Annotated in this window: 15 protein-coding genes and 1 pseudogene; 9 read left to right on the top strand and 7 right to left on the bottom strand. The window is 71.6% G+C overall.

From position 1 onward, the window contains the following. Positions 1 to 17 precede the first annotated feature (17 nt). Entirely contained in the window at positions 18 to 977 is a 960-nt protein-coding gene (locus tag AC0682_RS25915; RefSeq protein ID WP_478535417.1) for a D-2-hydroxyacid dehydrogenase family protein, read from the top strand. A gap of 52 nt (positions 978 to 1,029) precedes the next feature. On the opposite strand, the gene AC0682_RS25910 is transcribed toward AC0682_RS25915, so the two are convergent. Then, positions 1,030 to 2,145, bottom strand: a complete 1,116-nt coding sequence (locus AC0682_RS25910; RefSeq protein WP_478535416.1) for a baeRF3 domain-containing protein — start codon at positions 2,143 to 2,145, stop codon at positions 1,030 to 1,032. A gap of 183 nt (positions 2,146 to 2,328) precedes the next feature. On the opposite strand from AC0682_RS25910, the gene AC0682_RS25905 reads away from it, so the two are divergent. After that, positions 2,329 to 2,745 carry a hypothetical protein gene (locus tag AC0682_RS25905; protein WP_478535415.1) on the top strand — a complete coding sequence of 139 codons (417 nt, stop codon included), beginning with the start codon at positions 2,329 to 2,331 and terminating at the stop codon, positions 2,743 to 2,745. Positions 2,746 to 2,758: 13 nt separating this feature from the next. Then, positions 2,759 to 4,111 carry a glutaminase A gene (glsA, locus tag AC0682_RS25900; protein ID WP_478535414.1) on the top strand — a complete coding sequence of 451 codons (1,353 nt, stop codon included), beginning with the start codon at positions 2,759 to 2,761 and terminating at the stop codon, positions 4,109 to 4,111. Between the two features lie 21 nt (positions 4,112 to 4,132). Here the strand turns inward: glsA and AC0682_RS25895 are convergent, their stop codons facing one another. Both AC0682_RS25895 and AC0682_RS25890 read right to left on the bottom strand, forming a co-directional pair. Further along, positions 4,133 to 4,966, bottom strand: a complete 834-nt coding sequence (locus tag AC0682_RS25895) for an endonuclease I family protein (protein WP_478535413.1) — start codon at positions 4,964 to 4,966, stop codon at positions 4,133 to 4,135. Positions 4,967 to 5,186: 220 nt separating this feature from the next. Beyond that, positions 5,187 to 5,738, bottom strand: a complete 552-nt coding sequence (locus AC0682_RS25890) for a GH25 family lysozyme (protein ID WP_478535412.1) — start codon at positions 5,736 to 5,738, stop codon at positions 5,187 to 5,189. 167 nt (positions 5,739 to 5,905) lie between these two features. On the opposite strand from AC0682_RS25890, the gene AC0682_RS25885 reads away from it, so the two are divergent. From AC0682_RS25885 to AC0682_RS25875, 3 genes are all read left to right on the top strand, one after another. Beyond that, positions 5,906 to 6,118, top strand: coding sequence for a hypothetical protein (locus tag AC0682_RS25885; protein ID WP_478535411.1), 213 nt, complete (start codon positions 5,906 to 5,908; stop codon positions 6,116 to 6,118). A gap of 213 nt (positions 6,119 to 6,331) precedes the next feature. Further along, on the top strand, positions 6,332 to 7,492 hold the full coding sequence (locus AC0682_RS25880; protein WP_478535409.1) for a methyltransferase: 1,161 nt from the start codon (positions 6,332 to 6,334) through the stop codon (positions 7,490 to 7,492). A gap of 335 nt (positions 7,493 to 7,827) precedes the next feature. Continuing rightward, positions 7,828 to 7,980 (top strand): hypothetical protein, encoded by a 153-nt coding sequence (locus tag AC0682_RS25875; RefSeq protein WP_478535408.1) that lies wholly within the window; start codon positions 7,828 to 7,830, stop codon positions 7,978 to 7,980. Here AC0682_RS25875 and AC0682_RS25870 read toward each other — a convergent pair. The 3 genes from AC0682_RS25870 to AC0682_RS25860 form a co-directional block, all read right to left on the bottom strand. After that, positions 7,977 to 8,612: a universal stress protein gene (locus AC0682_RS25870; RefSeq protein WP_478535406.1), complete on the bottom strand. Its 636-nt coding sequence runs from the start codon at positions 8,610 to 8,612 to the stop codon at positions 7,977 to 7,979. The genes AC0682_RS25875 and AC0682_RS25870 overlap by 4 nt on opposite strands. Before the next feature lie 175 nt (positions 8,613 to 8,787). Next, positions 8,788 to 11,550 carry an HAD-IC family P-type ATPase gene (locus AC0682_RS25865; RefSeq protein WP_478535405.1) on the bottom strand — a complete coding sequence of 921 codons (2,763 nt, stop codon included), beginning with the start codon at positions 11,548 to 11,550 and terminating at the stop codon, positions 8,788 to 8,790. Continuing rightward, positions 11,547 to 11,954, bottom strand: coding sequence for a cation:proton antiporter regulatory subunit (locus tag AC0682_RS25860; RefSeq protein WP_478535404.1), 408 nt, complete (start codon positions 11,952 to 11,954; stop codon positions 11,547 to 11,549). The genes AC0682_RS25865 and AC0682_RS25860 overlap by 4 nt, the downstream gene beginning before the upstream one ends. 316 nt (positions 11,955 to 12,270) lie before the next feature. On the opposite strand from AC0682_RS25860, the pseudogene AC0682_RS25855 reads away from it, so the two are divergent. Next, positions 12,271 to 12,399, top strand: a pseudogene (locus AC0682_RS25855) (alcohol dehydrogenase); the annotation flags it as partial. Positions 12,400 to 12,927: 528 nt separating this feature from the next. Here AC0682_RS25855 and AC0682_RS25850 read toward each other — a convergent pair. After that, positions 12,928 to 13,521, bottom strand: coding sequence for a PadR family transcriptional regulator (locus AC0682_RS25850; protein ID WP_478535402.1), 594 nt, complete (start codon positions 13,519 to 13,521; stop codon positions 12,928 to 12,930). Between the two features lie 139 nt (positions 13,522 to 13,660). Between AC0682_RS25850 and AC0682_RS25845 the strand changes: the two genes are divergently transcribed. Further along, positions 13,661 to 14,077, top strand: a complete 417-nt coding sequence (locus AC0682_RS25845; protein WP_478535400.1) for a nuclear transport factor 2 family protein — start codon at positions 13,661 to 13,663, stop codon at positions 14,075 to 14,077. Positions 14,078 to 14,555: 478 nt separating this feature from the next. Continuing rightward, positions 14,556 to 25,238, top strand: a complete 10,683-nt coding sequence (locus AC0682_RS25840) for an amino acid adenylation domain-containing protein (protein WP_478535398.1) — start codon at positions 14,556 to 14,558, stop codon at positions 25,236 to 25,238. The last annotated feature ends 19 nt before the right edge of the window (positions 25,239 to 25,257 follow it).

Here is a 25,257-nt window from a genome sequence, read left to right as displayed (position 1 = left end):
CTGCCGGAGAGCCCTTCGTGAAGCTGCGCTGCGCCGTGATCGAGGACTTCCAGTCCGCCGCCACCACCGTCGCCGACTGGTCGCCCGTCACCGCCGACGTGGACGTCGTCACCTTCGCCGACCACCTGGGCTCGGTGGAGGAAGTGGCCGACGCCCTGGCGGAGTTCGACATCGTCGTCACCCTGCGCGAGCGGGTTCCGTTCCCCGCGGAGGTGTTCGCGCGGCTGCCCCGGCTCCGACTGCTGGTCGCCTCCGGCATGCGCAACTCCGTGATCGACTTCGCCGCCGCCGAGCGGCACGGCGTCACCGTCTGCGGGACGGCCAGCTCCTCCACCCCGCCGGTCGAACTCACCTGGGCCCTGCTCCTCGGCCTCGCCCGCTCGATCGTCCCCGAGGCGAACGGCCTGCGCGAGAACGGCCCCTGGCAGTCCACCCTCGGCGCCGACCTGCACGGCCGGACGCTCGGACTGCTGGGGCTGGGCAGGATCGGCGGCCGGGTCGCGGAGGTGGGCCGGGCCTTCGGCATGGAGGTGGTCGCCTGGAGCCAGAACCTGACCGAGGAACGTACGCGGGAGGTCGGGACCGCGCTCGCCGCGTCGAAGGAAGAACTGCTGGAGGCCGCCGACTTCGTCTCCGTGCACCTGGCGCTCAGCGAGCGCACCCGGGGCCTGGTCGGCGCCGCCGAACTCGCCCTCATGCGCCCCACCGCCTACCTCGTCAACACCTCGCGGGCCGCCATCGTCGACCAGGACGCCCTGCTCGCGGCCCTGCACGCCGGGACCATCGCCGGGGCCGGGATCGACGTGTTCGACGTCGAACCGCTCCCGTCCGGCCACCCGATGCGCACCGCCCCGCGCCTGCTGGCCACCCCGCACCTGGGATATGTCTCCCGCGCCAACTACGCGACGTACTACGGGCAGGCGGTCGAGAACATCCGGGCGTTCCTCGACGGGGAGCCGGTGCGGCGGATCGGCTGAGGCCGCCCCCGTACGGTCGCGTACGGAGACGGCCTCGGCCGGTCGGCGGTCGTCAGAACCGCAGCGCCGCCGCGATCCGGCCGTGCTCGGCCAGTGCACCGTCCTCGACGAACACCACCTCGGCGCCGCCGTCCAGGGCCGCTTCGATCAGCTCGTCCACGATGTCCTCGCGGATCTGCGGGTCCTCCGCCGCCGTCGTGCCCTCGGGGACCGGCTCCAGGTGCTCGTCGGTCACCCGGACGGTGGTCTGGAAGTGCTCCTCCACCGCGACCAGACCCACCCGGCCCTCCCGGACGGCGGCCCACACCTCATCGAGCCCGCCGGCGAACGTGTGGGCGCTGCGCGCGTTGTCGAGGCGCCGCTCCACGTCGGCGGTGGCCTGCCGGGCACCCTCCTTCAGGGCGGGTTGCAGCTCCTTGAGCACGTCGGCCGGGGGCAGGTCGGCCGGTGCGCCCTTGGCGACGCGGCCGACGGCCGCCTTGGCGCTCTCGCCCACCTCGTCCAGGAGCGAGAGCGCGGGCGGCAGCCCCATCACGTACAGCGGGCGCGGATCGGCGGCCAGCAGGGCGCGCAGCTTCTCGTCGACCGTACGGAAGAAGTTGCGGGTGTCCTCGTCGGTGAACGTGCTCGGGGTGTCCCCGATCCGCATCTCGCGCTGCGGGTTGGGCGGCTCCTTCGGCGCGGTGAGGGGGAAACCGCCGGTCTCCCGCACCTCGATGCCCCCGTCCGTGCCGCTCCACAGGGTGGCCTGGTCGGCGGCGACGGTGAGCGCCCAGTACGGACGGGCCTGGGCCTTCGCGGCGACGAGGTTCCGGGTGAGGTAGGAGTCGCTGAGCACCACCCGTTCGGGCGCGGTGCGCGGCAGCTGCCAGACCTGGTGTCCGTCGGCCGTGGCCAGCACGACCAGCGAGTCCAGGGCCCGGCGCAGGTCCACCTCGTCCACGGCCCGGTCCAGCTCGGCCCGGATGGCGGCGGCCGTCTCCCGGCTCACCCGCGGATCGGCGTCCATGCGGTGGCCCGCCTCCGCCACCAGGTTGCGCAGCCGCACGGGGTCCTGGGCGTTGTCGGGGGCCGTGCGGTGGGTCGGCATCGTCAGGGACAGGGCCGGATAGGGCCGGGTCGCCCGCAGCTCCCGCAACACTCCGGCGGTCAGGGCGTCCGTGTCCATCGTTCCCTCCCGGGGCTCGAACCCGCTCCCGTATGAAGCGGATGCTTCGACGAGTCATTCATACCTTTTGATCCTAGTATGGGCGAGTTGGTGATCATCGGCCGTCGAGGTGCGCGATGTGCACGCTCGCGGTCTCCTCGTTCCCCTCCGCCCGCTTCACAACCTCGATGGGACGGACTGTCCGTGACAAAGAATCTCCACCGCCGCAGGGCCCGTCTCCTGGTGCCCGCCGCAGCGGCAGCCGCAGCCGTGCCGACCGCCTCCGCCGCAACCGAGCACCTGCGGCAGGACGCCGCCGCGAAGCTCGAAGGTGTCCGAGGCCGGGGCGACGCGGTGGCCGAGGCCTCGATGAACGGGCTGCCCGTCGCCCCGGCGGAGGAGGCCCGCAGCGCCCTCGTCCGGGGCGCCGGTCCCACGGACGAGCCCGCCTTCCACGCCGTGAGGGTGGAGTTCGCCGACGCGGAGGACGAGGTTCTCGACACGGTGTCCGTCGGGGTGGCGGACGCCCCGCCGGACCGGACGGTCACCGCCCGGGCCGACAGCCGCGAGGCCGCCGGGGTGAAGGCCTTCCCCCGGGTCGCCCAGGCCGAGCGCGGTTGAGGAGGAGGCGGAGATGAGTGCTTCCGACGCGGTGACCGACTCGCTCAACAAGCTGCGCGCCGAATACCGGGACCTGCCCGGTGGCCGGCCCGCCGACTACATCCCGCAGCTGGGGCTCGCCGACCCCGACGCCTTCGGGCTCGCCCTGGTCAGTATGGACGGCCACTGCTACAGCGCGGGCGAGGCCGACGTGCCCTTCACCATCCAGTCGGTCTCCAAACCGTTCGTCTACGCCCTCGCCCTCTCCGTCCTCGGTCTGGACGAGGTGAGCCGGTGGGTGGGCGCCGAGCCGAGCGGCGACGCGTTCAACGCGATCAGCCTCGAACCCGGCACCGGCCGCCCCGCCAACGCGATGGTCAACGCCGGGGCCATCGTCACCACCGCCCTGATCCCCGACGCCCCCGACGAACCCGCCTTCGAGCGCATCCTGCACTGCCTCGGCCGCTTCGCCGGGCGTGAACTGGATGTGGACGAGGAGGTGTTCACCTCCGAGTCGACGACCGGGGACCGCAACAGGGCCCTCGCCTATCTGATCCGCGCCACCGGCACCATGCCCGTCGACCCGGTGCTCGCGGTGGACCGGTACTTCCGGCAGTGCGCCGTACGCGTCACCGCGCTCGACCTCGCCACCATGGCCGCGACCCTCGCGTACGGCGGATTCAACCCCGTCACGCGGGAGCAGGTCGTCTCGGCGGAGGTCGCCGCCCGGGTGCTCGCCGTGATGGCCACCTGCGGGATGTACGACGGTTCGGGGGAGTGGTTGCTGCGGATCGGGCTGCCCGCCAAGAGCGGGGTCTCCGGCGGCCTCATCGCGGTCGGACCGGCCCGCTTCGGCCTCGCCACCTACAGCCCGCCCCTGGACACCGCCGGCAATTCGGTGCGCGGCCAGGCGGCGCTCCGCGCGCTCTCCGAGCGGTACGGGCTCCATCTGATGCTCAACCCCGCGCTGCCCGGCTCCACCGTCAGCCTCGTCACCACCGCCGACGACCTGCCGTCCGCGCCATCGGCCGATCACGAGCGGGTCCTGCACGAGCAGGTCGGCGTGGTCGCCGCGCAGGGGTCCATCGACTTCACGGCCGCCGAGCGGGTGCTGTACGCCCTGGACGAGTCGGGGCCGGACCAGGAGAGCCCGGTCGTGCTCGACCTGCACGACGTCACCTCCGTCGACTCCGTAGGCCTGGGGATGCTGCACACGGGGCTGGGCCGGCTCTCCGCCGACGGCCGGCACGTCGCGATCGTCGACCCGCGCGACCTGCTGGGCCCGCCGGACATCGTCCGGGAGGGCATCGGCCAGGACCTGCCGCGCTATGCGACCCGGGAGGCCGCGGTGGAAGGCAGCGCGCAGGTCCTGGTCGGGGAGGGGTGAGCCGGAGCCGGGAGGCCGGGGCTACCAGATGGAGTCGACCCACTCGGGGTGGTCGATGAACGGGTTCCGGTTGTGCTGGAACCGCTCGAATATGACGTCGTTACGGCGCTTCTCGAAGGCGTCCGGCGGGTCCTCCTGGCTCCACCGCTTCAGCACGGACAGCTTGCCCGTCCTGGGTGCCGAGCCGTTGTTCACCTGCTCGTTGGGTTCGAGATCGGCGAAGGAGTCGTTGCCCTCGTAGCGCACCGCCATGTAGAGGATCATGCGGGCGACGTCCCCCTTGACCGCGTCACGCGGCTCGAAGGAGTCCCCGTCGGTGAAGTTGCCGGGCGCCTCGCCCAGTTCGCTGCCGCCGTTGTCGAAGTCCTTGTTCCCCCGAGTGGAGTTGACCGAGACGTCCGCGGGCCGCAGATGGTGGATGTCGGTGCCCGGGCCCGTGGCCGTACCGAAGCCGCCGTGCGACGTGGCCCAGACGTGCTCGCGGTTCCACTGGTCGGCGTTGCCGCCGTTGTCGTTCTTGGACTGGGAGCGCCCGGTGTAGAGCAGGATCACGTTCGAGGAGTCGTCCGGGTCCTCGTCGGTGGCCTTGAGGGCGTCCCAGACCTGGCTGTAGGAGAGCTTGGTCTGGTCGCTGATGATCGTGTGCAGGGCCGCCTTGAGCTCGGAACCGGTCTTGCCCCGGGCGTCCTGGTAGTACGTGTCGTCGAGCGCGGCGGCGAGGGTCGCGGGACGGTCGGGCGGGGTGTCGGCGGGCGCGGCGGCGGCGGGCGCAGCGGCGGCGGTGCCCGCGAGAACGGCGACGGCGGCGGCGGTGGCCAGGAGCGGACGCGCGTAGAACGGATGGCGACGGGACATGTGGGGTGTCCTCTCGGAACGCGGGCACCACGGCGCGCGCCCGGGGCGGGGGCGCTCGCCGGAATGCCGTGCGACGGGTGGTACTCGGGAGCGTCGCACACGCGCCGTGGCCCGCGTGTGAACGCTGTGTACCTATCATGTGCAGGTCAAGATAGCCCGGTCGGCCCCTGGAGCGGGCTCGCTCCAGGGGCACGGTCGAGCGGCTGTCCGGCGGGTACGGCTAGCCGGCGGCCCAGTCGCGCAGGGCCTGGACCGAGCCGAAGTCGGCGACGTTTCTGTCCAGGGGGTCGTCGGTGTACTGGTGGATCCGCCAGGACGCCTCGATCCGGGGCTTTCCGGGGGAGACGTAGTCGGCGATCCAGAGCCCGTCGCCCGCGTAGCCGCTGGTGTCGTGGGTGCGCCAGAAGGCCCGGTTGCAGTAGAGGAGGACCCGGTGGCCGGGCCGATCCCGCTTCACCGCGCGCAGGAAGCGGTCCTTCTCCGCGCTGCTCGCGCGCGTCCCGCCGCCGGTCTGTTCCCAGTCGACGGCGAGCAGGTCGCCCTCCTTCTCCGGGGTCCTGCCGAGGAAGTACGCCACCTGGTCCTCGATGTCCCCCGGCCAGAGGAAGTGGTAGAAGCCGACGACGCACTCGGCGTCCCGGGCCCGTTTCGCCTGGGCGTCGAGACGTGGATTGACATAGCTGCGGCCCTCGGTGGACTTGATGAAGACGAAGTCGAGGCCGTCCGTGTCGTAGGAGGGCTGGTAGGCGCTGACGTCGACGCCGTGGAGCATGGGCACCGCCTCAAGAGATGAGAAACGACGCTCCGGTCCTGCCCACTCCTCGTCCGGCCCAATGACGGGTTCACTCTCCCGGGTGGCGCACCGGGCGCTGGGCCCCTCGGATGCGGCCAGGCCCGTACGGGGCGAGAATTGCGGCACAAGGACGAGGAGGAGGCGGCATGAGCGAAGACCCCGAATCCGTGACCGCGCCCGCGCCCCAGGCGTCGGGCATCACCCCGGACCGGCTCCTGCACACCGGCGGGAGCGACCGGCCGAGCGCGGAGGACCTGGTGCTCTCCTCCGGGCGGGACGTGACGCCCGAGACCCTGGAGTGGGCGCGGCGCAGGCTGGCCGACGAGGGGCGCTCCGCCCTCGACAGGCAGCTGCCCTGAGGGAGCGCACCGCCCCGCAGGAGAATTCAGGACGGACAGGTCCTCCGGGAGACCGGGACGGACGGGCCCGCCGGGAGCCCTCCAGCGGCCCTGGCGGGAACCCCGGAGCGGCGTCGGCGGGAACCCGGTGGACCGGCCGCCGGGGCGCTGTGGCCGAGGGGCCGGGGAGCGTGTGGGGCGCCCCCGGTTTCCCTCGGTTAGCCTGAGTGGCATATGAACCGTCTGACGACCTCACAGGGCACTTTCGAGCTGGCCCGCTTCCCCGAGCACCCGAGCGACCCCTTCCGGGCCTGGGACGCATCCGACGAATACCTGCTCCGGCAGCTGACGGACGCCGAGGCCGGGCCCGTCGACCTCTCGGGTACGGTCGCCGTCGTGGGGGACCGGTGGGGTGCCCTGGCCACCGCGCTCGCCGCCCACCGGCCCGTCCAGATCAGCGACTCCTACCTGGCCCGGCGGGCCACCCTGGCCAACCTCGAGCGCAACGGCCTGGACGCCGACGCCGTGACGCTGCTGTCCTCGCGCGACACTCCTCCGGACCGGATCGACGTCCTGCTCGTACGGGTGCCGAAGTCCCTGGCGTTCCTGGAGGACCAGCTCCACCGGATCGCCCCCGCCGTCCACGCGGGCACCGTGGTCATCGGGACCGGCATGGTCAAGGAGATCCACACCTCCACCCTCAAGCTCTTCGAGCGCATCATCGGGCCGACCCGTACGTCCCTGGCGGTACGGAAGGCGCGGCTCATCTTCACCACGCCCGACCCGGACCTCGCTCCGCGGCGCACCCCGAACCCGTGGCCGTACCGCTACGAACTCCCCACCGGCATCGGCCCCGCCTCGGGGCGCACCGCCGTCAACCATGCCGGGATCTTCTGCGCCGACCGGCTGGACATCGGCACCCGCTTCTTCCTCAAGCACCTGCCCACCCGGTCCGGGCCGGTCCGGATCGCCGACCTGGGCTGCGGCAACGGCGTCCTCGGTCTCTCCGCCGCGCTCGCGAACCCCGACGCGCACCTCACCTTCGTGGACGAGTCCTACGGAGCCGTCGCCTCCGCCGAGGAGACGTTCCGCCTGGGCGCGCCGGACGGGGCGAAGGCGGACTTCCTGGTCGGCGACGGACTCGCGGACCTGGCCCCCGGCTCCATGGACCTGGTGCTCAACAACCCCCCGTTCCACTCCCACCTGGCGACCACCGACGCCACCGCCCGCACGATGTTCGTCGGTGCGCGGACGGCGCTGCGGCAGGGCGGCGAACTCTGGGTGGTGGGCAACCGGCACCTCTCGTACCACACGCATCTGCGCCGGATCTTCGGCAACTGCACCACGGTGGCGGGGGACCCGAAGTTCGTGGTCCTGCGCGCGGTGAAGCGCTGACGGCATATCCCCGCCCCGGCCCCTCCGGATTCCTGGTGGTGCTCGCGCCGAAGAACGAAGCCGAACGCGCGGCCCGGCGACTTCGACGAGTTCGAACGGCACGACCTCCGTCAGCTCGCCCGGATGGCCAGGCGCGAAGGGGCCCGCGGCGACAGCGAACACGCGGGAGAGCGTCGTCAGACCGGGCGGCGCGAAACCGTGGCGTACGGCCGACGGGTCACCTCGGCGATCAGCAGTCCTGGCGGACCACCTGATCAACGCGACCCCGTCGCCCGCGTCACGACCCGGCGCCGATGTCCTCGCCCTGCGTGCCTGGACCGCGTGGAACGCCCCCCGTGCCTCGGCCGCAGGACACCGCCGAACCATACGCAGGCGTACCGGGCGTGCTCGCCGGGGCCGAGGAGCGGCTGCTCTCCGAGGCACTGGCGGGTCATCGGGAGAGGTACCCGCAGGCCCCGGTCGAGCACCGGCTGGCGTGTTTCCTCTAGGCGGTTTCACCGACGGGCGTACGCCGCTCGCCGATGACGAGGACCGGCACGCTCTGTTGACGCACCAGTTGCTGGGCCACGTTGCCGAGGAGGCGGCGGGACAGGCCGCGTCCGTGGGTGCCGACGACGATGAGGTCGACGTCTTGTTCCCTGGCGTAGGTCATCAGCGCCTGCGCGGGTGGCCCGGAGATGATGTCGCAGTGCGTCACCCGCCCGGCGGCGCGCTCGGCGGCGGCTTTCAGGTGGTTCTTCGCCGCGGTGACACTCGAGTCCGTTTCACTGTCGGGCGTGTCGTAGCCGACCACCTCGACGGCGACGAGGGCCTGCGCGTAGGGCCCCAGGAGGTTGGCGGCCTGGTCCAGCGCGGCCAGGGATTGCGGGGAACCGTCCACGCCCACCAGTACGCGCAGGCCGCCCGGGCCGGGCGGGCCGACTTCTGTGTGAGCGAGCGGTCCGAGGCGGTGCAGTTGAGTGCGCTCGCTGGCGGCGAGGGCCAGGATCGGTCCGAAGATGATCCCCATGAACGACCAACCCGGGTGGCGGAATCCCTTGCGGGCCATCCACCAGGCGGTGGCGAGGCCGATGGAGATCCAGACCCCCAGGGCGATGAGGGCGAGTGAGAAATTGTCCATGGCGGGTTCCAGGTGGTGAGGCTTGGGCGGTTGACGGGTGGCGGGTCGTGCGTGATGTGTTGACTGCCACGGTGATGCTGGGGCGGAGGGGCCCGGATCCGGGGTGCCCCGCTCAGGGCGACTGGGCAGTCCCCCGGGTGGTGGACGGCAGGCCCGGCCGACCGGAGGTTCGGGGTCACATGAGGTGGCGCCGCAGGCGCTTGTCGATGGCGACCACGACGGCGGCGAGTACGGCAAGGGCGAGGATCCTCAGCCAGGCCGCACCGCTGATGGGGGCGGTCTGGAAGAGGTGGTTCATGGCCGGCAGGTAGGTGAGGGCGAGCTGTCCGGCGGTCTGGGCGAGAACGCCGCCGATGATCCACCGGTTGCCGAGCAGGCCGAGGCGCCAGGCGGAGCGGGTCAGGGAACGGCAGCTGAAGAGGTAGAACGTCTCGACGGTGACGAACAGGTTCACGGCTGCGGTGCGGGCCTCGGGCAGGGTCGCGCCGGCGTTGCGTTCCCAGGTGAACAGCCACCAGGCGCCGGCGACGAGCAGGGCGGAGACCAGCAGGATGCGGACGACGAGGGCGCCGGTGAGCAGGGGGCGGGCCGGGTCGCGGGGCGGCCTGGTCATGATGCCCGGCTCTTTGGGTTCGAAGGCGAGCATCAGGCCGAGGGCCACGGCGGTGGTCATGTTGATCCACAGGATCTGGGTGGGCAGGATCGGCAGCGTGGAGCCGAGCAGGATGGCCATGAGGATGACGAGGCCCTCGCCCATGTTGGTCGGCAGGGTCCAGACGATGAACTTGGTGAGGTTGTCGAAGACGCCGCGTCCTTCTTCGACGGCGGCTTCGACGGTGGCGAAGTCGTCGTCGGTGAGGACCATGTCGGCGGCGTCCTTGGCGACCTCGGTGCCGCCGCGGCCCATGGCGATGCCGATGTTGGCCTGGCGCAGGGCGGGGGCGTCGTTGACGCCGTCGCCGGTCATGGCCACCACCTGCCCGCGCTCCTGCAGGGCCTGGACGAGCCGGAGTTTCTGCTCGGGCGAGACCCGGGCGAAGACGCGGGCCCGGTCGACGGCCTCGGGGTATTCCCGGTCGGGCAGCGCCGTCAGGTCAGTCCCGGTGAGGACGTCGCCCTCGCGCGGGCCCGGACCGGTCAGCAGTCCGATGCGGCCGGCGATGGCGGAGGCGGTGCCCGCGTGGTCGCCTGTGATCATTTTGACGGTGATGCCCGCGGTGTGGCAGGCGCTCACCGCGGCGGTCGCGGCCGGACGGGGCGGGTCGAGCATGGCCTGCAACCCGGTGAGGACCAGGGTGCCGGGCAGCTGGTGCTCGGTGAAGGCGCCCGGGTCCGCGGACGGCAGAGCGGCGGTGGCCAGGACCCGGAGACCGTCGGCGGCCAGGCGCTCGGCGGCTGCCATGACGGCGGCGGGGTCCAGCGGTCGGACACTGCCGTCAGCGGCCATCTGCCCCGTGCACAGAGTGAGGATCCGTTCAGTGGCGCCCTTCGCCAGGACCAGGTGGCCGGCGGTGTCGGTGTCGCGGTGGAGGGTGGCCATGTACTGCCGGTCGGAGCTGAAAGGGATCGTCTCGGCGCGCGGATAGCGTTGGGCCACGTCCACCGCGTTCAGGCGCCCCTTGTCGGCCACGACCCGCATGGCGCCCTCGGTCGGGTCGCCCAACAGGTCCCATCGGCCGTTCTTGCGGACGAGGACTGCGTCGTTGCAGGCGGCGCCGGCCAGCAGGCACCACCCAAGGGCACGGTTCGCGTCGGCGCTGACCACCGCGCCGGCCGTGTCGCGCAGCACACCGTCGGGGTCGTATCCGGAGCCGGTCACGTCGAAGGCGCCATCGGGTGTCCACACCGCCCGCACGGTCATCTGGTTCTCGGTCAGCGTGCCGGTCTTGTCGGAGCAGATGACGGTGGTGCTGCCGAGCGTCTCCACGGCCGGCATCCTGCGGACCACGGCCCGGCGCCTGGCCATCCGAGCCACGCCGATGGCCAGCGTGATCGTGACGGCTGCCGGAAGCCCCTCGGGAATCGCACCGACCGCCAGGGCGACGGCGGCCGTGAACGTCTGCACCGCATCCTGCCCGCGGACCACGCCGATCGCGAAGGTCGCCGCGGCCAGCGCCAGGATCACCACCGTCAGGAACTTGCTGAAGGCGGCGAGCTTGGCGGTCAGCGGTGTCGCCAGCATCCGGGCCGCCCCCACCAGACGGTGAATCTGCCCCAGCTCGGTCTCCGTACCGGTGGCCACAGTGATCCCCGCCCCCTGCCCGGCGATCACCAGCGTCCCGGAGTGCAGCATGTTGCGCCGGTCGGCGACGGGGGTCCGCGCGTTCAGCACCACCTCGTCCTTCGGCACCGGGACGGACTCCCCCGTCAGCGCCGACTCGTCCACACGCAGCTCGGTCTGCCGGAGCAGCCGGACATCGGCCGGTACCTTCTCGCCGGCCTCCACCAGCACCAGGTCCCCGGGAACCAGCTCGCCGGAAGGGACTTGTCGTCTGCGGCCGCCGCGTACGACCGTGGCCGTCGTACGCACCATCGCCCGCAGCCCCTCCAGCGCGGCCTCGGCCTTCGATTCCTGCACGAACCCGACCAGCGCGTTCACCAGCACCACGCCGAAGATCACCGCCGAGTCGACGTACTCACCCAGCGCCGTCGTGATCGCACCCGCGACCAGCAGGACGTAGAGCAGCGGGTGGTGGAACTGGCGCAGGACCCGTCGCAGCAGACCGGCGCCCGCGGTCGAGGGCAGCACGTTGGGGCCGAACAGCTCAAGGCGCCGTGCGACCTCCTCCTCGCTGAGGCCGCGATCGCTATCGCTCTCCAGGAGCAGCACCACCTCATGGGCGCTCAGCCCGTGATGCGCGTCACGCGTGGAACCGCCGTCTCGTCCGGGAGCTCCGGAGGCCTCGCCCTGAGGCTCTGCACGAACAACACTCATCATGACCATTTCTCGCATATGCCGCTAATGTTCTGACTGGTCGGGTGGTGTCTACGAGCCGGTCGGGTTCTCTGTAGGAGAACACCACCCGGCTCTGGCCTTGGCGTGAAGGGGCGGAGCCTTACCGGCACTTCCCCGGCAGCGGTGAGGCATCGGGGGACGCTGGGAGCCGAAAGCGCGGCCCGCGCCTCGTCAGGGTCGGCGCCCTCGTGGACCACCAGCTCGAAGTCGCCCGAGCGGCGGGCCACCACGCCGATCCGGTCACCGTCACGGTTGGCGAACTCGTAGCGCAGCCCGACACCAGGCAGCAGCCCCTCGTTGACATCCACGCCATCACCCTGTCCATCGCCGATCGGATCCCGATTCCGAGTACGCCTTGCACTCGTCGGCCCGTCATGTCCAGGCATTCGGGAGGTGGCGGCGGGAGCCGGAGCGTCGGCGTCCCGTGGTACCCCCGGGCGGGTCCATGCGAGTTGACGTCATTGTTGTCAGTCCCGCGCGGCACGGGGCAGGGCCGAGCGGGCCCCCGGCGGGCCCGATGGTCCTTGGCCGATGCGGACGGCCGGGGCGAATCCTGGAAGCCGGCAGCAGCCGCTCGCCGGTCGTGCTCCGGGACGGGCTGCGTGACGAGTGATCCGGTGATCGACGGAGTGGGCGGGTCCGTCTCCAACCCTGGAGTCGGTCGATCCCGCGGCCCGTGAGGGCACTTGCGCGGTGCGCCGCTCCTCGATCTCCACCTGCGGGAGGTGCCGCTTCTGCCGGGAAGCTCGCTACGGACAGTGCCGGGGTGGAGGGGGCTGGGTGCTCGGGCACACCATCGACGGAACCCGGGCGGAATACGTCCGCGTGCCAGGAGATTCCCCCCGGGTGGTGGACACGCGGGAGCCGTCCGCCCGGAGGGCACCTGGCCCCGCGCCCCCGGTGCAACACCCGGCTACCCGCGCTGTACCGAAATGCCAAACATCTCTCTGACACGTACCGACAGGAGCTGAACCCAGTTGGCATCAGCACTGGTCAGGAACGTTGCCTGACGCCGACCAAGAATATTGGTGACAGCGCTGTGCCGGCCTGCCGAGGTCACGATTCCCGGGCGGGTTCGGCGACGGTAGGCGTGAGGTACGGGCGCTTGGCGGTGCGGCCGTCGCCCGAGGACCGGCCGCGCAGCCGGGGGGCGACCCAGGGGCCGTGGGACGCCTCCGCCCAGCGCAGCTCGGCGGAGGCGTCGGGCCTGCCGGCCGGCCGTCGGGCCGAGGGTCGCCGACGCCCTCGGTCCGGCTGTCGCCGAGGGCCACGTACCGCCAGAAGGGGGTCGCGTGTGCTCCGGGCACGGTGCGGCCTCTGTTCGGTGAGTCGGGGGCGGGAAGACGGTGGTCCGAAGAGTCAGGTCTGCGATGTGGCGGGGTCCTGATCACGGACTGAGGCGGTGCGCCGTTCGAGGATGCGGAGCGCGGTCTGGCCCCACTGGAGGTTCTCCCGCTCGAAGCCCATGCCGCGCAGCAGCGTCAGGTACGGCCCGATCCGTTCGGCCTGCGCGCAGTACTCGTCCTCTGTGCGTCCTTTGAGGAGGCGCTCCCGGAGCCGTTCGTACCGGGCGAGCTTGGCGGCGGCCCACTCCATGCGCTCGGTGATCGCCGCTCGTACCGCTGCGATGTCGCCGACGTCCGCGCACTGCACCTTGACCAGGAGTTCATCGCGGATGGTCGTCGGTTTGCCCGGTGGTTCGGCGACGTAGCCGCGTACGGCTGCCATGCCGGCCGTGGTGAGCGAGAAGAGCCGCTTGTTCGGCCGGCGCTCCTGCTCGACGACCCGTGCGGTGATGAGCCCCTCGCGCTCCATGCGGTCGAGCTCCCGGTAGAGCTGCTGCGGGGCGGCCATCCAGAAGTTGGCGACGGAGGCGTCGAAGCCCTTGGCCAGGTCGTAGCCGGACGCCTCTCCTTCAAGGAGCGCGGCCATCACAGCGTTGCGTAGTGCCATGGAAGCAGAGTATCGCATTGTTGAATAGTCATCGATATGACTACTGTCCGCTGGCCTTTGCGCAGAGGGATGGACAACCTCCACGGCGCGAACCTAATCTCCGAAGTGTCTAGTCAACTAATTGAGTACAGGAGATGTCGTGCACCCGTTCCGCCAGGCCGTCGAGAACCGAGACGAGGTCGCCATCGAGGCGCTCCTCGCCGAGAACGTCGTTTTCACCAGCCCCGTCGCCTTCAAGCCGTACTCGGGCAAGGAGATCACCGCTGCGATCCTGCGCGGTGTGATGCGGGTCTTCGAGGACTTCACCTACGTCCGGGAGATCGCGAACCCGGACGGCCGTGACCACGCCTTCGTCTTCACGGCGACTGTGGACGGGCGGCAGATCCAGGGCTGCGACTTCCTCCACTTCGACGAGGCGGGCAGGATCGACGACTTCACCGTCATGGTCCGGCCGCTCTCCGCCGCCCAGGCCCTCGCCGCCGCGATGGGCGCCCAGTTCGACAGGATCGCCGCCGAGGCCGCCGAGAGGGTGACGGCCCCCTCACCTGGACGCTGACCGGATCGGCCGGGAGCGGCCGCTCCGCCGCCCTGGCCGCAGGCTGGCCGGCACCGGCACGCGTCAGCTGCTGACCCGGGGCGGAGGAGGCCGTGTGGGCGGCCTCCCGCGAAGCGGGACCGGCCCTGGAGGACCCCAGGTCGCCCCCTGCCGAGCGGTCCTGCCGCCCGTCGGGGGCGCGGCGAAAGTGACGTGCTTCACAGTGGAACAAACGTATGAACACGCAACGGTCCGCGAGACATACTGAGTTCCATGACACCGAGGGCACATCCGTGGGTACCTGCTGTTCGCTGCGCGCAGGCCCCGGCTCGTGCCCTGACCGCGGCACCCCGGTGAGCCGCGCCGATGTCGGCTCGATCCGCCCTTGCGCCCGTACCCCCGACGGCTGGTCGAACGACGTGGCCGACGCGCTGGTGAGCGTGTTGAAGCGGTCGGACCGTCCCGAGTCGTCCGGTGGCGTGACAGGAAGGAATCCGGCATGAGCCTTCACGCGCTCGCCCGCATGTACGCCGACGGCAAGGTGTCGACGACGGAGGTGCTGGCCGAACTCGGCAGACGCGTGGACACTCCTCTCTCCGAGGGACAGCGCGGTCTGTGGGCGCTTGCCAAGATGGAGCCGGAGACGTACGCGTACAACGTTCCCGTGTGCTTCTCGTCTGCGGACGTGGACGCGGAGGCGCTTCAGGCGGCGTTCCGCGACACGTTGTCCCGGCATCCGCTTCTCTCGGCCGCGGTGCGTGAGACGGACGACGGGCCGTTTCTGTCCCCCATGGACGCGGACGGATTCTCCGTCTCGTACGTGGACATCTCCGATGTGCCGTCCGACCGGGTGCTGGACTTCCTGAAGGAAAGGGCGAGGCAGCCGTTCGACCTGGCCGGTGGTCCCTTGACCAGGCTGGCTGTCCTGCGTCGCTCCCCGTCCGAGGCGTACGTTCTGCTGGTCGTCCATCACCTGGTGATCGACGGGGTGTCCGGGCGTCTCGTCATCGACACGCTGTTCCGTTCGTACCGGGCGCGGGCCGAGGGGCGGGACGTGCCGATCGAGGCGGGCTCCGCCTCGTTCGGTGAGTTCGTCGCCTGGGAGCGGGACGCACTCGCCGGTCGACGCGCCGAGGTGGACCGGGATTTCTGGGCGCGGGAGCTCGCCGGCGCGGAGGTCCTCACCGGGTTGCCCTCGCAGGTGGCTCTGGCGCCGGACGCGCCTCACGTGGGCGAGGTGTACACCAGTCGGCTGCCGCACGAGCGGGCCGCCGCCGTCGCGGCCTTCACCGCTTCCCACGGGATCAGCCCGGGGATCTTCTTCCTGGCGGCCTTCCTGACGCTGCTGCACCGGTACACCGGAAGCGAGGACCTCGTCATCGGGATGCCGGTGGCCGGGCGCCCGACGGAGCACTTCGACCCGGTCGTCGGCTGTTTCGTCAACACGCTGCCCGTCCGGAGCAGGCCGGACGCCCACGAGGAGTTCACGTCGTTCGCCCGGCGCGTACAGTCCACGGTGCTCGAAGTCCTGGAGCACGGGAGCTACCCGTTCCACCGGATCGTGGACGATCTCGGTGCCCGGGGCGTGAACCCTCGGTCGCCCCTTTACCAGGTCGTGTACAACTACCAGGATTCCGCTCTCTCCGGATACCTGGGCGAGCGGGCCCGCGCCACCGGCGAGAGAGACTTCGAGCTCGTCGACGGGCTGTACCAGCTGGGTGAGTACGACCTCACGGTGGACGTGGCTCCCGGTGACGGGTTCCTGGTGAACTGGAAGTACCACCCCGACGCCTTCTCGGCCGACGCCGTCGCGGGCATGGCCCGGCACTTCGCCACCCTGGTGGACAGCATCCTCGACTCGGACGGGCAGGCGCCGACAGACCGGCTGAACCTGCTCGGTGACGAGGAACGGCGCCTCGTCACCGAGGCGTGGAACCGCACCGAGGCCGACTTTCCCACGCATCGCACGTGCTGGGATCTCTTCGCCGAGCAGGCGGAGACGAACCCCAGCGCCCCGGCGGTCACCTGCGGGGAGCGGACGCTCACCTACCGCGAACTCGCGGACCGCAGCTCGGCGCTGGCCCAGGCCCTGGCGCGTCAGGGCGTCCGCTCCGGGGACGTCGTAGGGGTCTGCTACGAGCGGTCACCCGACCTGGTCGTGGCCCTCCTCGCGGTCATGAGGCTCGGCGCGGTGTACCTGCCCCTGGACGGCCGACTGCCGGCCGAACGCCTCTCCTACATGGTCGAGGACAGCGGCGCGCAACTCGTCGTCTGCCAGGAGGCGGTGATGGACAGGCTGGCCGCCGCGGGGATACCGGGGGCGAGACTGTACCCGACGGACCGCCCGGGCGATCAGGCCACCCGGGCCAGGGCGGCGGAGCGGACGACCGCCGACGCGCCGACCCCGTCGGCCGCCTACATCATCTACACCTCGGGCAGCACGGGAAGGCCCAAGGGCGTCGTCGTTCCGCACGCGGCGCTCACCAACTTCCTGCTGGCCATGGCGGACACACTGCACGTGACGTCCGACGACCGGCTGCTGGCCATCACCACGCACAGCTTCGACATCGCCGCCCTGGAGCTCTACCTCCCGCTGATCACCGGCGGGCAGCTCTGCATCGCTGATGCGGCCACGGCCGCCGACGCCACCCTGCTGGCCGAGGAGGTCGCCGACTGGCGGCCCACCATCATGCAGGGCACTCCGGCGACCTGGGCCATGCTGGTGCGCGTCGGGTGGCAGAACACCGAGGGCGTCAAGGTGCTGTGCGGCGGCGAGGCGTTACCGGACGGCCTGAAGGACCAACTCGTGGCGCGCGGCGAGGCCTGGAACCTGTACGGGCCCACGGAGACGACCATCTGGTCAGCGGCCAAGCGGCTGAGCCGCAAGGAGCCGGTGACGATCGGCGGCCCCATCGCCAACACCCAGCTGTACGTCCTCGACCAGAACCTGTGCCCCCTGCCCGTCGGAGTGACAGGGGAGCTGCACATCGGGGGCGAGGGGGTCGCCCTGGGCTACCACGGGAAGCCGGAGCTGACGGCCGAGCGCTTCCTGGACAACCCGTTCGCGCCCGGACGGCTGTACCGTACCGGCGACCGCGCACGCCGACTGCCGAACGGCGAGATCGTCGTCCTGGGCCGGATGGACAACCAGGTCAAACTGCGCGGCCACCGTGTTGAACTCGGGGAGATCGAGGCCGTGCTCGACGCCCGCCCGGAGATCGGCCGAAGTGTCGTCCTGCTCGAACACGCAGGTCTCTCGGACAGGCTCACGGCCTACTACACGGGGGACGGGGACGCGCCGGTCGACGCAGCACTGCTGCGCGCGGAACTCGCCAAGACCCTCCCCGCCTACATGCTGCCCGCCGCGTTCGTGGCCCTGGACGCCTTTCCGCTCACGGCGCACGGCAAGGTCGACCGGGCCAGGCTGACCGAGGCCGCCCGGACCGTGCCGCGCCAGGCCGCCGACAGCCCCGTGGCCGCGCTCGACGTCGAGCGGACCGTGCGCGGCATCTTCGAAGAGGTGCTCGGCTCGCGTGACATCGATCGTGCCGCAGGGTTCTTCGACATCGGCGGAGACTCGTTCGCGGCCATCGAAGCGGTGGAGCGGATCAACCGCGAGTTCGGCTGCTCGTTACGCCCCACCAGCGTCTTCGCGCACCCGTCCGTCGCGGCGATGGCCCGACACCTGACGGGGCAGCTGCCTGCCGGGCCAAGCCCCGCGGCGCAGCCGGCCGAGCCCGCGCAGCGCCCCGGTCCGGGCCGTGCGGCTCCGGCGGCCGACGAGGCCTCGCTCGACGACGCGATCGCGGTGATCGGCATCTCCTGCCGGTTCCCGGGAGCCATGGACCACCGCGCCTTCTGGTCCGCGCTCGTGGAAGGACGCAGCGGCTCCACAACCTGGTCGGTCGAGGAACTGCGCACGCTCGGAGTGCCGGAGGAGCTGATCACCCGATCCGGATACGTGCCGCAGCGGTCGGTCGTGGACGGCAGGGCGGAGTTCGACGCGGCGTTCTTCGACATCTCCCCGCGCGACGCCGAGTTCATGGACCCACAGGCGCGCTTGCTGCTGCAGCACGCGTGGCAGGCGTTGGAGGACGCCGGCTACCGCCCGGAGGACGTTCCCGAAACCAGCGTCACCACCTCCACGAGTACCAACTTCTACCAGGCCCTGCTCCCGGCCCTGATGGCCAACGCGTCGGGCCCGCGGGTCCTGGCCGGCTCCGAGACCTACGCCGCGTGGCTGTTCGCCCAGGGCGGCACGGTGCCCACGATGATCTCCACGAAGCTGGGCCTGCGTGGCCCCAGCATGGCGGTGAGCACCAACTGCTCCTCGGCGCTCAGCGCGGTGCACGTCGCCTGTCAGGGACTCCTGGCCGGTGATGCCGACCAGGCGATCGTCGGCGCGGCCAGCCTGTTCTCCGCGGGGGAACTGGGATACGTGCACCAGCCGGGCCTGAACTTCTCCAGCGACGGGCGCAGCCGCGCGTTCGCCGACGGTGCCGACGGCATGTCCGGCGGTGAAGGTGTCGGCGTGGTCCTCCTCAAGCGCGCCAGCGAGGCGATCGCCGCAGGCGACCACGTCTACTGCCTGATCCGCGGCATCGCGGTGAACAACGACGGAGGCGACAAAGCAGGGTTCTACGCGCCCGGTGTGCGCGGCCAGGCCGAGGTGATCCGCAAGGCCCTGGACAAGGCGGGCACGGACCCGTCGACCATCAGCTACGTCGAAGCGCACGGCACGGGCACGAAGCTCGGCGATCCCGTCGAGGTCGCGGCTCTGACCGAGGCGTACCGCCACTACACGGCACGCAGCCGGTACTGCGCCATCGGCTCGGTGAAGAGCAACATCGGCCACCTGGACGCTGCCGCGGGGATCGCCGGCCTCATCAAGGTGGCCCTGGCCCTGCAGCACGGAGAGGTTCCGCGGACCCTGCACTGCGACGTGCCGAGCCCGGAGATCGACTGGGACGAGTCACCGTTCTTCGTGGCCGACCGGAATCTGCCGCTGGACGGCGACGAGCCCGCGCGGGCGGGACTGAGCTCCTTCGGGATCGGCGGCACCAACGCGCACGCGGTGCTGGAGCAGGCGCCGACCGGTGCGCGGGCCGCCGGACGCCCCGGCCCCCAGGCGGTGGTGCTCTCGGCCCGCGACGGGGAGCGGCTCGGTGTCCTCGCACGGCAGCTTCTGGAGTTCCTGCCCGGATACCGGGACGCGCACGGCGACCTGGCGTCGCTCGCGTACACGCTCCAGGTCGGACGGCGGGCGATGGCCGAACGCGTGGTGTTCGTCGCGAACGACCTCGACGGGCTGATCGCCACTCTTCAGGACTACGTCGGGCGCGGGGCGCGCGGAGCGGTCTTCGAAGGTACCGCCCGACGGCCCGAGGACCAGCTGCTCGGCCTCTTCGACCGCCCCGGGGAGCTGCGGGACCTGGCCGTCGGGTGGCTCGAACGCGGGGAGTGGGACAAGGTCGCGCCCCTGTGGGTCAACGGCGTCGACGTCGAGTGGCACGCCTACCACGGCGCGCGTCCGCCGATGCGGGTGAGCCTGCCGACGTATCCGTTCGCCGCGAAGCGGTACTGGCCTGCCGCCGAGGCGGTGCCGGTTCCCCGGTCCACCCACGCGCACGGGCTCGACGCCGTGCCGGTTCCCCGGTCCACCGACCCGCTCGACGCGGCATCGCTGCTCGTGGCCGCGGCCGGGCCCGAGGGCGTCGAGACGTTCCTGTCCGGTCGCAGGTCCGCCACCGACGAGATGGACAGCCTCTCGCGCCCGCTCGTGCTCGCCCAGCTCGTGGCGACGGGACTCTTCGACGAGCCCGTCCGTCGTGACCTTCTCGGGCAGAGGATCACGCCCTCCTTCGCCCCGTGGCTCGACCGCACGGTGAGCGTGCTGCTGAGCCACGGAGAACTCGTGTGCGAGGGCGATTTCGTGGCGGCCGGGAAGAACGCGCCAGGTCTCGAACAGGCGTGGCGCACCTGGCGCGCGTGGAAGGACGCCCATGCCGACGATCGGGAGCTGGCGGCCAAGGCCGGTCTGACCGAGCGCATGATCGAGGCCCTGCCCGCGATCCTGTCCGAGCGGACGAAGGCCACGGCGGTCATGTTCCCGGGCGGCTCGTTCGAGCTGGTCGAACCGGCGTACCGGGGGAACGCGACGGCCGACTACTTCAACGACGTGACGGCCGGCGCGGTGCGCGCGGAGCTGGATGGCCGCCGCCACGGGGTCCGGCTGCTGGAGATCGGAGCGGGCACCGGCAGCACCAGCGAGCGCGTCTTCGCCCGACTGACGGGCCGCGACATCGCCGAGTACTGCTATACCGACGTTTCCAAGGCGTTCCTGATCGACGCGGAGCGGCGGTTCGCCGGCCAGGTGCCGTACGTGGCCTTCTCGACCTTCGACGTGGAGCGGGAGCCCGGCGCACAGGGACTTGCCACGGGCGACTACGACATCGTCATCGCCAACAACGTCCTGCACGCCACCGAGGACATCGTGCAGGCGGTGCGCCACGCCAGAGCCCTGCTGCGGCCCGGCGGAGTCCTCGTACTCAACGAGCTCGCCCGGAACGACTGGTGGTCCCATCTGACCTTCGGGCTCCTCGAAGGGTGGTGGCGGTTCACGGACGGAAGGCGCATCCAGGGCGGACCTGCGCTGTCCTCGGACGCGTGGCGCGAAGTGCTGCGGGAGTGCGGGTTCGACACGGTCGAACTGCTGGCGGAGCCCGCCCGTGACCTGGGTCAGCAGGTGCTGCTGGCGCGCGCCGGCACGCCCGTGCCGCGCCGGGAGGCGCGGCCTGCCGAGCCCGCTTCGCTCACGGAGCACGTCCGCGCGACCGTGGAGCGGATCCTCGCCGAAACGCTGAAACTGACGGCGGATGAGCTCGCGGCCGACAAGCCCTTCGCCGACTACGGACTGGACTCGCTCACGGGCGTCTCTCTGGTGCAGCGGCTCAACGAGTCGCTGGGCACCGACCTCGATCCGAGCGTGCTGTTCGAGAACCCGTCGGTCAGGCGGCTGACGACCTTCATCGTCGACGAGGAAGGCGCCACCCTCGCGGCCCCCGAGGCACTGGAGCCGTCGGCCGTACCCCAGCCCTCGGCCGTGTCCGAGCCGTCCGCGGCACCGGAGCCGTCGGTCGTACGCCGGCCGTCCGCGGTGTCCGAGCCGTCGGTGGTACCGGTGCCGTCGGCCGTGTCCGAGCTGTCGGGCGGTGGCCGGGAGCCTGTCGCGATCGTCGGCATGAGCGGCCGGTTCCCGGGCGCCCGGGACACCGACGAGTTCTGGGACCTGTTGGCCTCCGGCCGGGACGCCGTCTCGAAGGTGGACCGCTGGGACCTCGCGTCACTGGGCAGCGTGTGCCAGGACGGGGGGCTCCTGGACGGCGTCGACGAGTTCGACCCGCTCTTCTTCGGGATCTCCGGTGCGGAGGCCGTCTACATGGAGCCGCAGCAGCGGCTGTTCCTCCAGGAAGCGTGGCGGGCGCTCGAGGACGCGGGCCACGCGGGCGAATCGCTCGACCGGGACCGGTGCGGTATCTACGTGGGCTGCGGTGCGGGCGACTACCTGGATCTGACGGGTCCGTCCGACTACCCGGGCCAGGCACTGTGGGGCAACATGAACTCCCTCGTGCCGTCCCGCATCGCGTACTACCTGGACCTGCACGGTCCGGCGATCGCGGTCGACACCGCGTGCTCCAGCTCGTTGGTCTCCCTCCACCTGGCGTGTCAGGCGCTGTGGGCGGGCGAGGTCACCACGGCGATCGCTGGCGGGGTCTACGTCCAGAACTCGCCGCGGCTCTATCTGGCGGCGTCGCGGGCCGGGATGCTCTCCCCGACGGGCAGGTGCCGCTCGTTCGACCAGGCGGCCGACGGATTCGTGCCCGCCGAGGGGGTCGGTGCGCTGATCCTCAAACGGCTCTCGGACGCCGAGGCGGACGGCGACCACATCCACGGCGTGATCCGTGGAATCGGGATCAACCACAACGGCACGACGAACGGGATCGTCGCGCCGAACGGGACCTCGCAGGAACGGCTGATCCGGCAGATCTATCAGGACTTCGACATCGACCCCGCCGGGATCGGGTTGGTCGAGGCGCACGGCACCGGGACCAGGCTCGGTGATCCGGTGGAATTCCGGGCGCTGGATCGCGCGTTTCGCAGCTTCACGGACGGCGAGGGGTTCTGCTCGCTCGGCTCGGCCAAGGCTTCCATCGGCCACGCGCAGGCCGCCGCCGGCGTGATCGGCGTCATCAAGGCACTGCTGGCGATGAGGCACGAGGTGATCCCCGGTCTGCCCCACCACACCGCGACGAACTCCAGTGTCACGTTGGCCGGCAGCCCGTTCTTCGTGCACACGGAGCCGAGGCGGTGGGCCGTGCCCGAGGGCGGCAGACGGCGGGCCGCGGTCACGTCGCTCGGTGCGAGCGGAACCAACGCCCACGCTGTTGTCGAGCAGCCGACGAAGCCGCCCACGCCGCCGCGGGCCAGGCCGGCCGGGGCCCGGCTGATCGCGCTGTCAGCGGCGACGGAGCACGCCCTGCGCGAACAGGTCGTCCGGCTCGCGCGCCACTGCCGTGAGCACCCGGACCTCGATGTCGGCGACGTGAGCCACACCCTCCTGCTCGGCCGCAGGCACCTGCGGCATCGCTGGGCGAGCGTGGTCCGGGACATCGCGGAGCTGGAGAGCCGGTGCACCGCCTGGCTCTCCGGGCAGGCCGTCCCGGCGCGGAGCGCAGACTCCAGGGCGGACGCACTCGCCCAGCAGTTCCTTGACGGTGAGGCACCGGATTTCACCGAGTTGTTCCGCGACAGCCGCTACCGCCGTGTTCCGCTGCCCGGCTACCCCTTCGAGAGGGAACGCTACGCGCTGCCGGTCCGTGCGGAGGCGGACGACGAGCCGCCGCGCGACGGGCAGGTCCTCACCGGCGACGAGTTCTACCTGCGGGAACATCAGGTGCGGGGGACCGGGATCGCCCCGGGGGCCGTGTATCTGCAGTGGGCCGCGGCAGCGGCGAAGCGGACCGTGGGAGACGCGGTCCGCCTGCACGACGTCGTCTTCCTGCGTCCCCTCTCGGTGCCGGGAGCGCCGCGAGCACTGCGGGTGGATCTTCGCGCCGACGGCGGGCTCACCCGGTTCACGGTGTCCTCCACGGAGTCCGCCGGGGACGAGCCCGTACTCCATTGTCAGGGCGAGGTGTCCGCCATGGAGCCGACGGCTGCGCAGGCGCTCGATCTGCCCGCACTGCTCAGGGACTTCCGGCCCACGGCGCTCGACCCCCAGCGGTTCTACGCCGAGTGGCGGGATCGCGGCATCTACTACGGCCCCACGTTCCAAGGAGTCGTGGCGGTGCACCGCGGCGACGACGCGGTGCTCGCCGAACTACGGCTGCCCGGCACGGCGTCAGGAACCATGGGCGGCGACGTCCCGCACCCGGCGCTGGTGGACGCGGCGATGCAGTGCATGCGACTGCTGGACGGCGACGACCGGGTCGGGCTGGTGTTCAGCATCAAGTCGGCCGAAGTCCTCGCCCCCGGCGCGACCACGATGTGGGCCCTCGTACGCCGTGCCGGGGACGCGCGCGGCGCCGACCGGATCGACATCGACCTGGCGGCCGACGACGGCACGGTGTGCCTGCGCCTGCGGGGCATCGCGGGCCGCCGGGCCGAGCAGACGACCGGCCCGGCGGACAGCGTCGCCACGTTGATGCCGGTGTGGGATCCGCTGCGGCGGACGGAATCCGCGCCATGGCCGGGGAGTGCCGCATCGGTGGGCATCATCGCCTCCCCGGGGCGGGCGCGGGACGTTCTCCTCGCGCGCTTTCCCGGCGCGCACGTGGTCGCGGACCCGGCACAAGGTACGCCCGACGACCTGGAGACGTCTCTCCGGTCGGCCCCGGAACTCGACCATCTGATCTGGGTGGCGCCCGGTGCCGTGGACGACCGGTCCGGTGCGCGTGTCATCGCGGACCAGGCCGACGGCTCGCTGCACGCCTTCCGTACGGTGAAAGCCCTTCTGTCCGCAGGCTACGGCGACCGCTCGCTGGGCCTGACCCTGATCACGGAGCGGGCGCACCCCGTCCACGAGGCGGAGATCGTCGACCCGGCCCACGCCGGTGTCGCCGGCCTGGCGGGGACGACCGCGAAGGAGTACCCGCACTGGCGGGTGCGGGTGGCGGACGTCGAGGCCTACGACGCGCCTTCCCTCGCCGCCGTGCTCGGCCTGACCGCGGACCCGGACGGCAACCTGCGCATCCACCGCGACGGCCGATGGCACGAGCAGCGGCTGCTGACTGTCCGGTCGGCCGCACCCGCGGTGTCCCGGCTGAGGCAGGGCGGCACGTACGTCATCATCGGCGGGGCGGGCGCCCTCGGCACGGTCATCACCGAGTACCTGATCCGCCGCTACCGCGCCCAGGTGGTGTGGCTCGGACGCAGACCGCAGGACGCGCGCGTCGAAGCCGCCATCGCGCAGGCGGCCGGCGCGCACGGGCCCGCACCGCTGTACCTGCGGGCCGACGCCACCGATCTCGCGTCCCTGCGGGCGGCGAAGGACGAGACCGTACGACGGTTCGGCGCGGTGCACGGCGTCATCCACGCGGGCCTTGTGTTCTCCGGGGCGAGCCTGGCCCGGATGGGCGAGGCGCAGTTCGAGGACGTGCTGCGCGGCAAGGTCGACGCGAGCGTCCGGTGCATGGAGGTGTTCGGCGGCGACTCGCTCGATTTCGCCCTGTTCCTGTCCTCGATCAACTCCTACCTCAAGGCCATCAAACAGGCGAACTACGCGGCCGCCTGCACGTTCCTCGATGCGTTCGCACTGTCCGTGCAGCGCCGGTACGGAGCTGCGGGCAAGGTGCTGAACCTGGGCTACTGCTTCAACAACGCACCCGCCGAGGGAGAGCGGGGGGCGGTGGTCGGAGCGCAGGCACCCCTCATCCAGCCGGACGAGCTGACGGCGGCGATCGAGCGGCTGTGCGCGGCGCCGGTCGGCAGGCTGACGTTGATGAAGTTCAGTCCCGCGCTCAACGACCGGGGCATCGTTCTGGGCGACGACGAAGTCACCCTCCCCACGGAGGTGCTGCCGGACGCGGCGCCTGCCGACGTCCGCGAACCGGCGGCGGTGCCGGACGGCGAACCGGAGCTGGTGCGCGCCCGCATCGCCGAGCTGACCGCGCTCGCGATCTGATCGCGGCCTTCGAAGGGAC

The organism is Streptomyces sp. NPDC043746, assembly GCF_056436485.1.
This window is presented reverse-complemented; position numbering and strand designations above follow the sequence as displayed.

What these genes read in the sequence shown, in the direction of transcription:
- AC0682_RS25870 (WP_478535406.1), bottom strand. Translation starts at nt 8,612, where the DNA reads ATGGACAATTTCTCACTCGCCCTCATCGCCCTGGGGGTCTGGATCTCC.
- AC0682_RS25840 (WP_478535398.1), top strand. Translation starts at nt 14,556, where the DNA reads ATGAGCCTTCACGCGCTCGCCCGCATGTACGCCGACGGCAAGGTGTCG.
- AC0682_RS25895 (WP_478535413.1), bottom strand. Translation starts at nt 4,966, where the DNA reads ATGTCCCGTCGCCATCCGTTCTACGCGCGTCCGCTCCTGGCCACCGCC.
- glsA (WP_478535414.1), top strand. Translation starts at nt 2,759, where the DNA reads ATGAGTGCTTCCGACGCGGTGACCGACTCGCTCAACAAGCTGCGCGCC.
- AC0682_RS25865 (WP_478535405.1), bottom strand. Translation starts at nt 11,550, where the DNA reads ATGATGAGTGTTGTTCGTGCAGAGCCTCAGGGCGAGGCCTCCGGAGCT.
- AC0682_RS25880 (WP_478535409.1), top strand. Translation starts at nt 6,332, where the DNA reads ATGAACCGTCTGACGACCTCACAGGGCACTTTCGAGCTGGCCCGCTTC.
- AC0682_RS25860 (WP_478535404.1), bottom strand. Translation starts at nt 11,954, where the DNA reads ATGCCTGGACATGACGGGCCGACGAGTGCAAGGCGTACTCGGAATCGG.
- AC0682_RS25890 (WP_478535412.1), bottom strand. Translation starts at nt 5,738, where the DNA reads ATGCTCCACGGCGTCGACGTCAGCGCCTACCAGCCCTCCTACGACACG.
- AC0682_RS25885 (WP_478535411.1), top strand. Translation starts at nt 5,906, where the DNA reads ATGAGCGAAGACCCCGAATCCGTGACCGCGCCCGCGCCCCAGGCGTCG.
- AC0682_RS25850 (WP_478535402.1), bottom strand. Translation starts at nt 13,521, where the DNA reads ATGGCACTACGCAACGCTGTGATGGCCGCGCTCCTTGAAGGAGAGGCG.
- AC0682_RS25910 (WP_478535416.1), bottom strand. Translation starts at nt 2,145, where the DNA reads ATGGACACGGACGCCCTGACCGCCGGAGTGTTGCGGGAGCTGCGGGCG.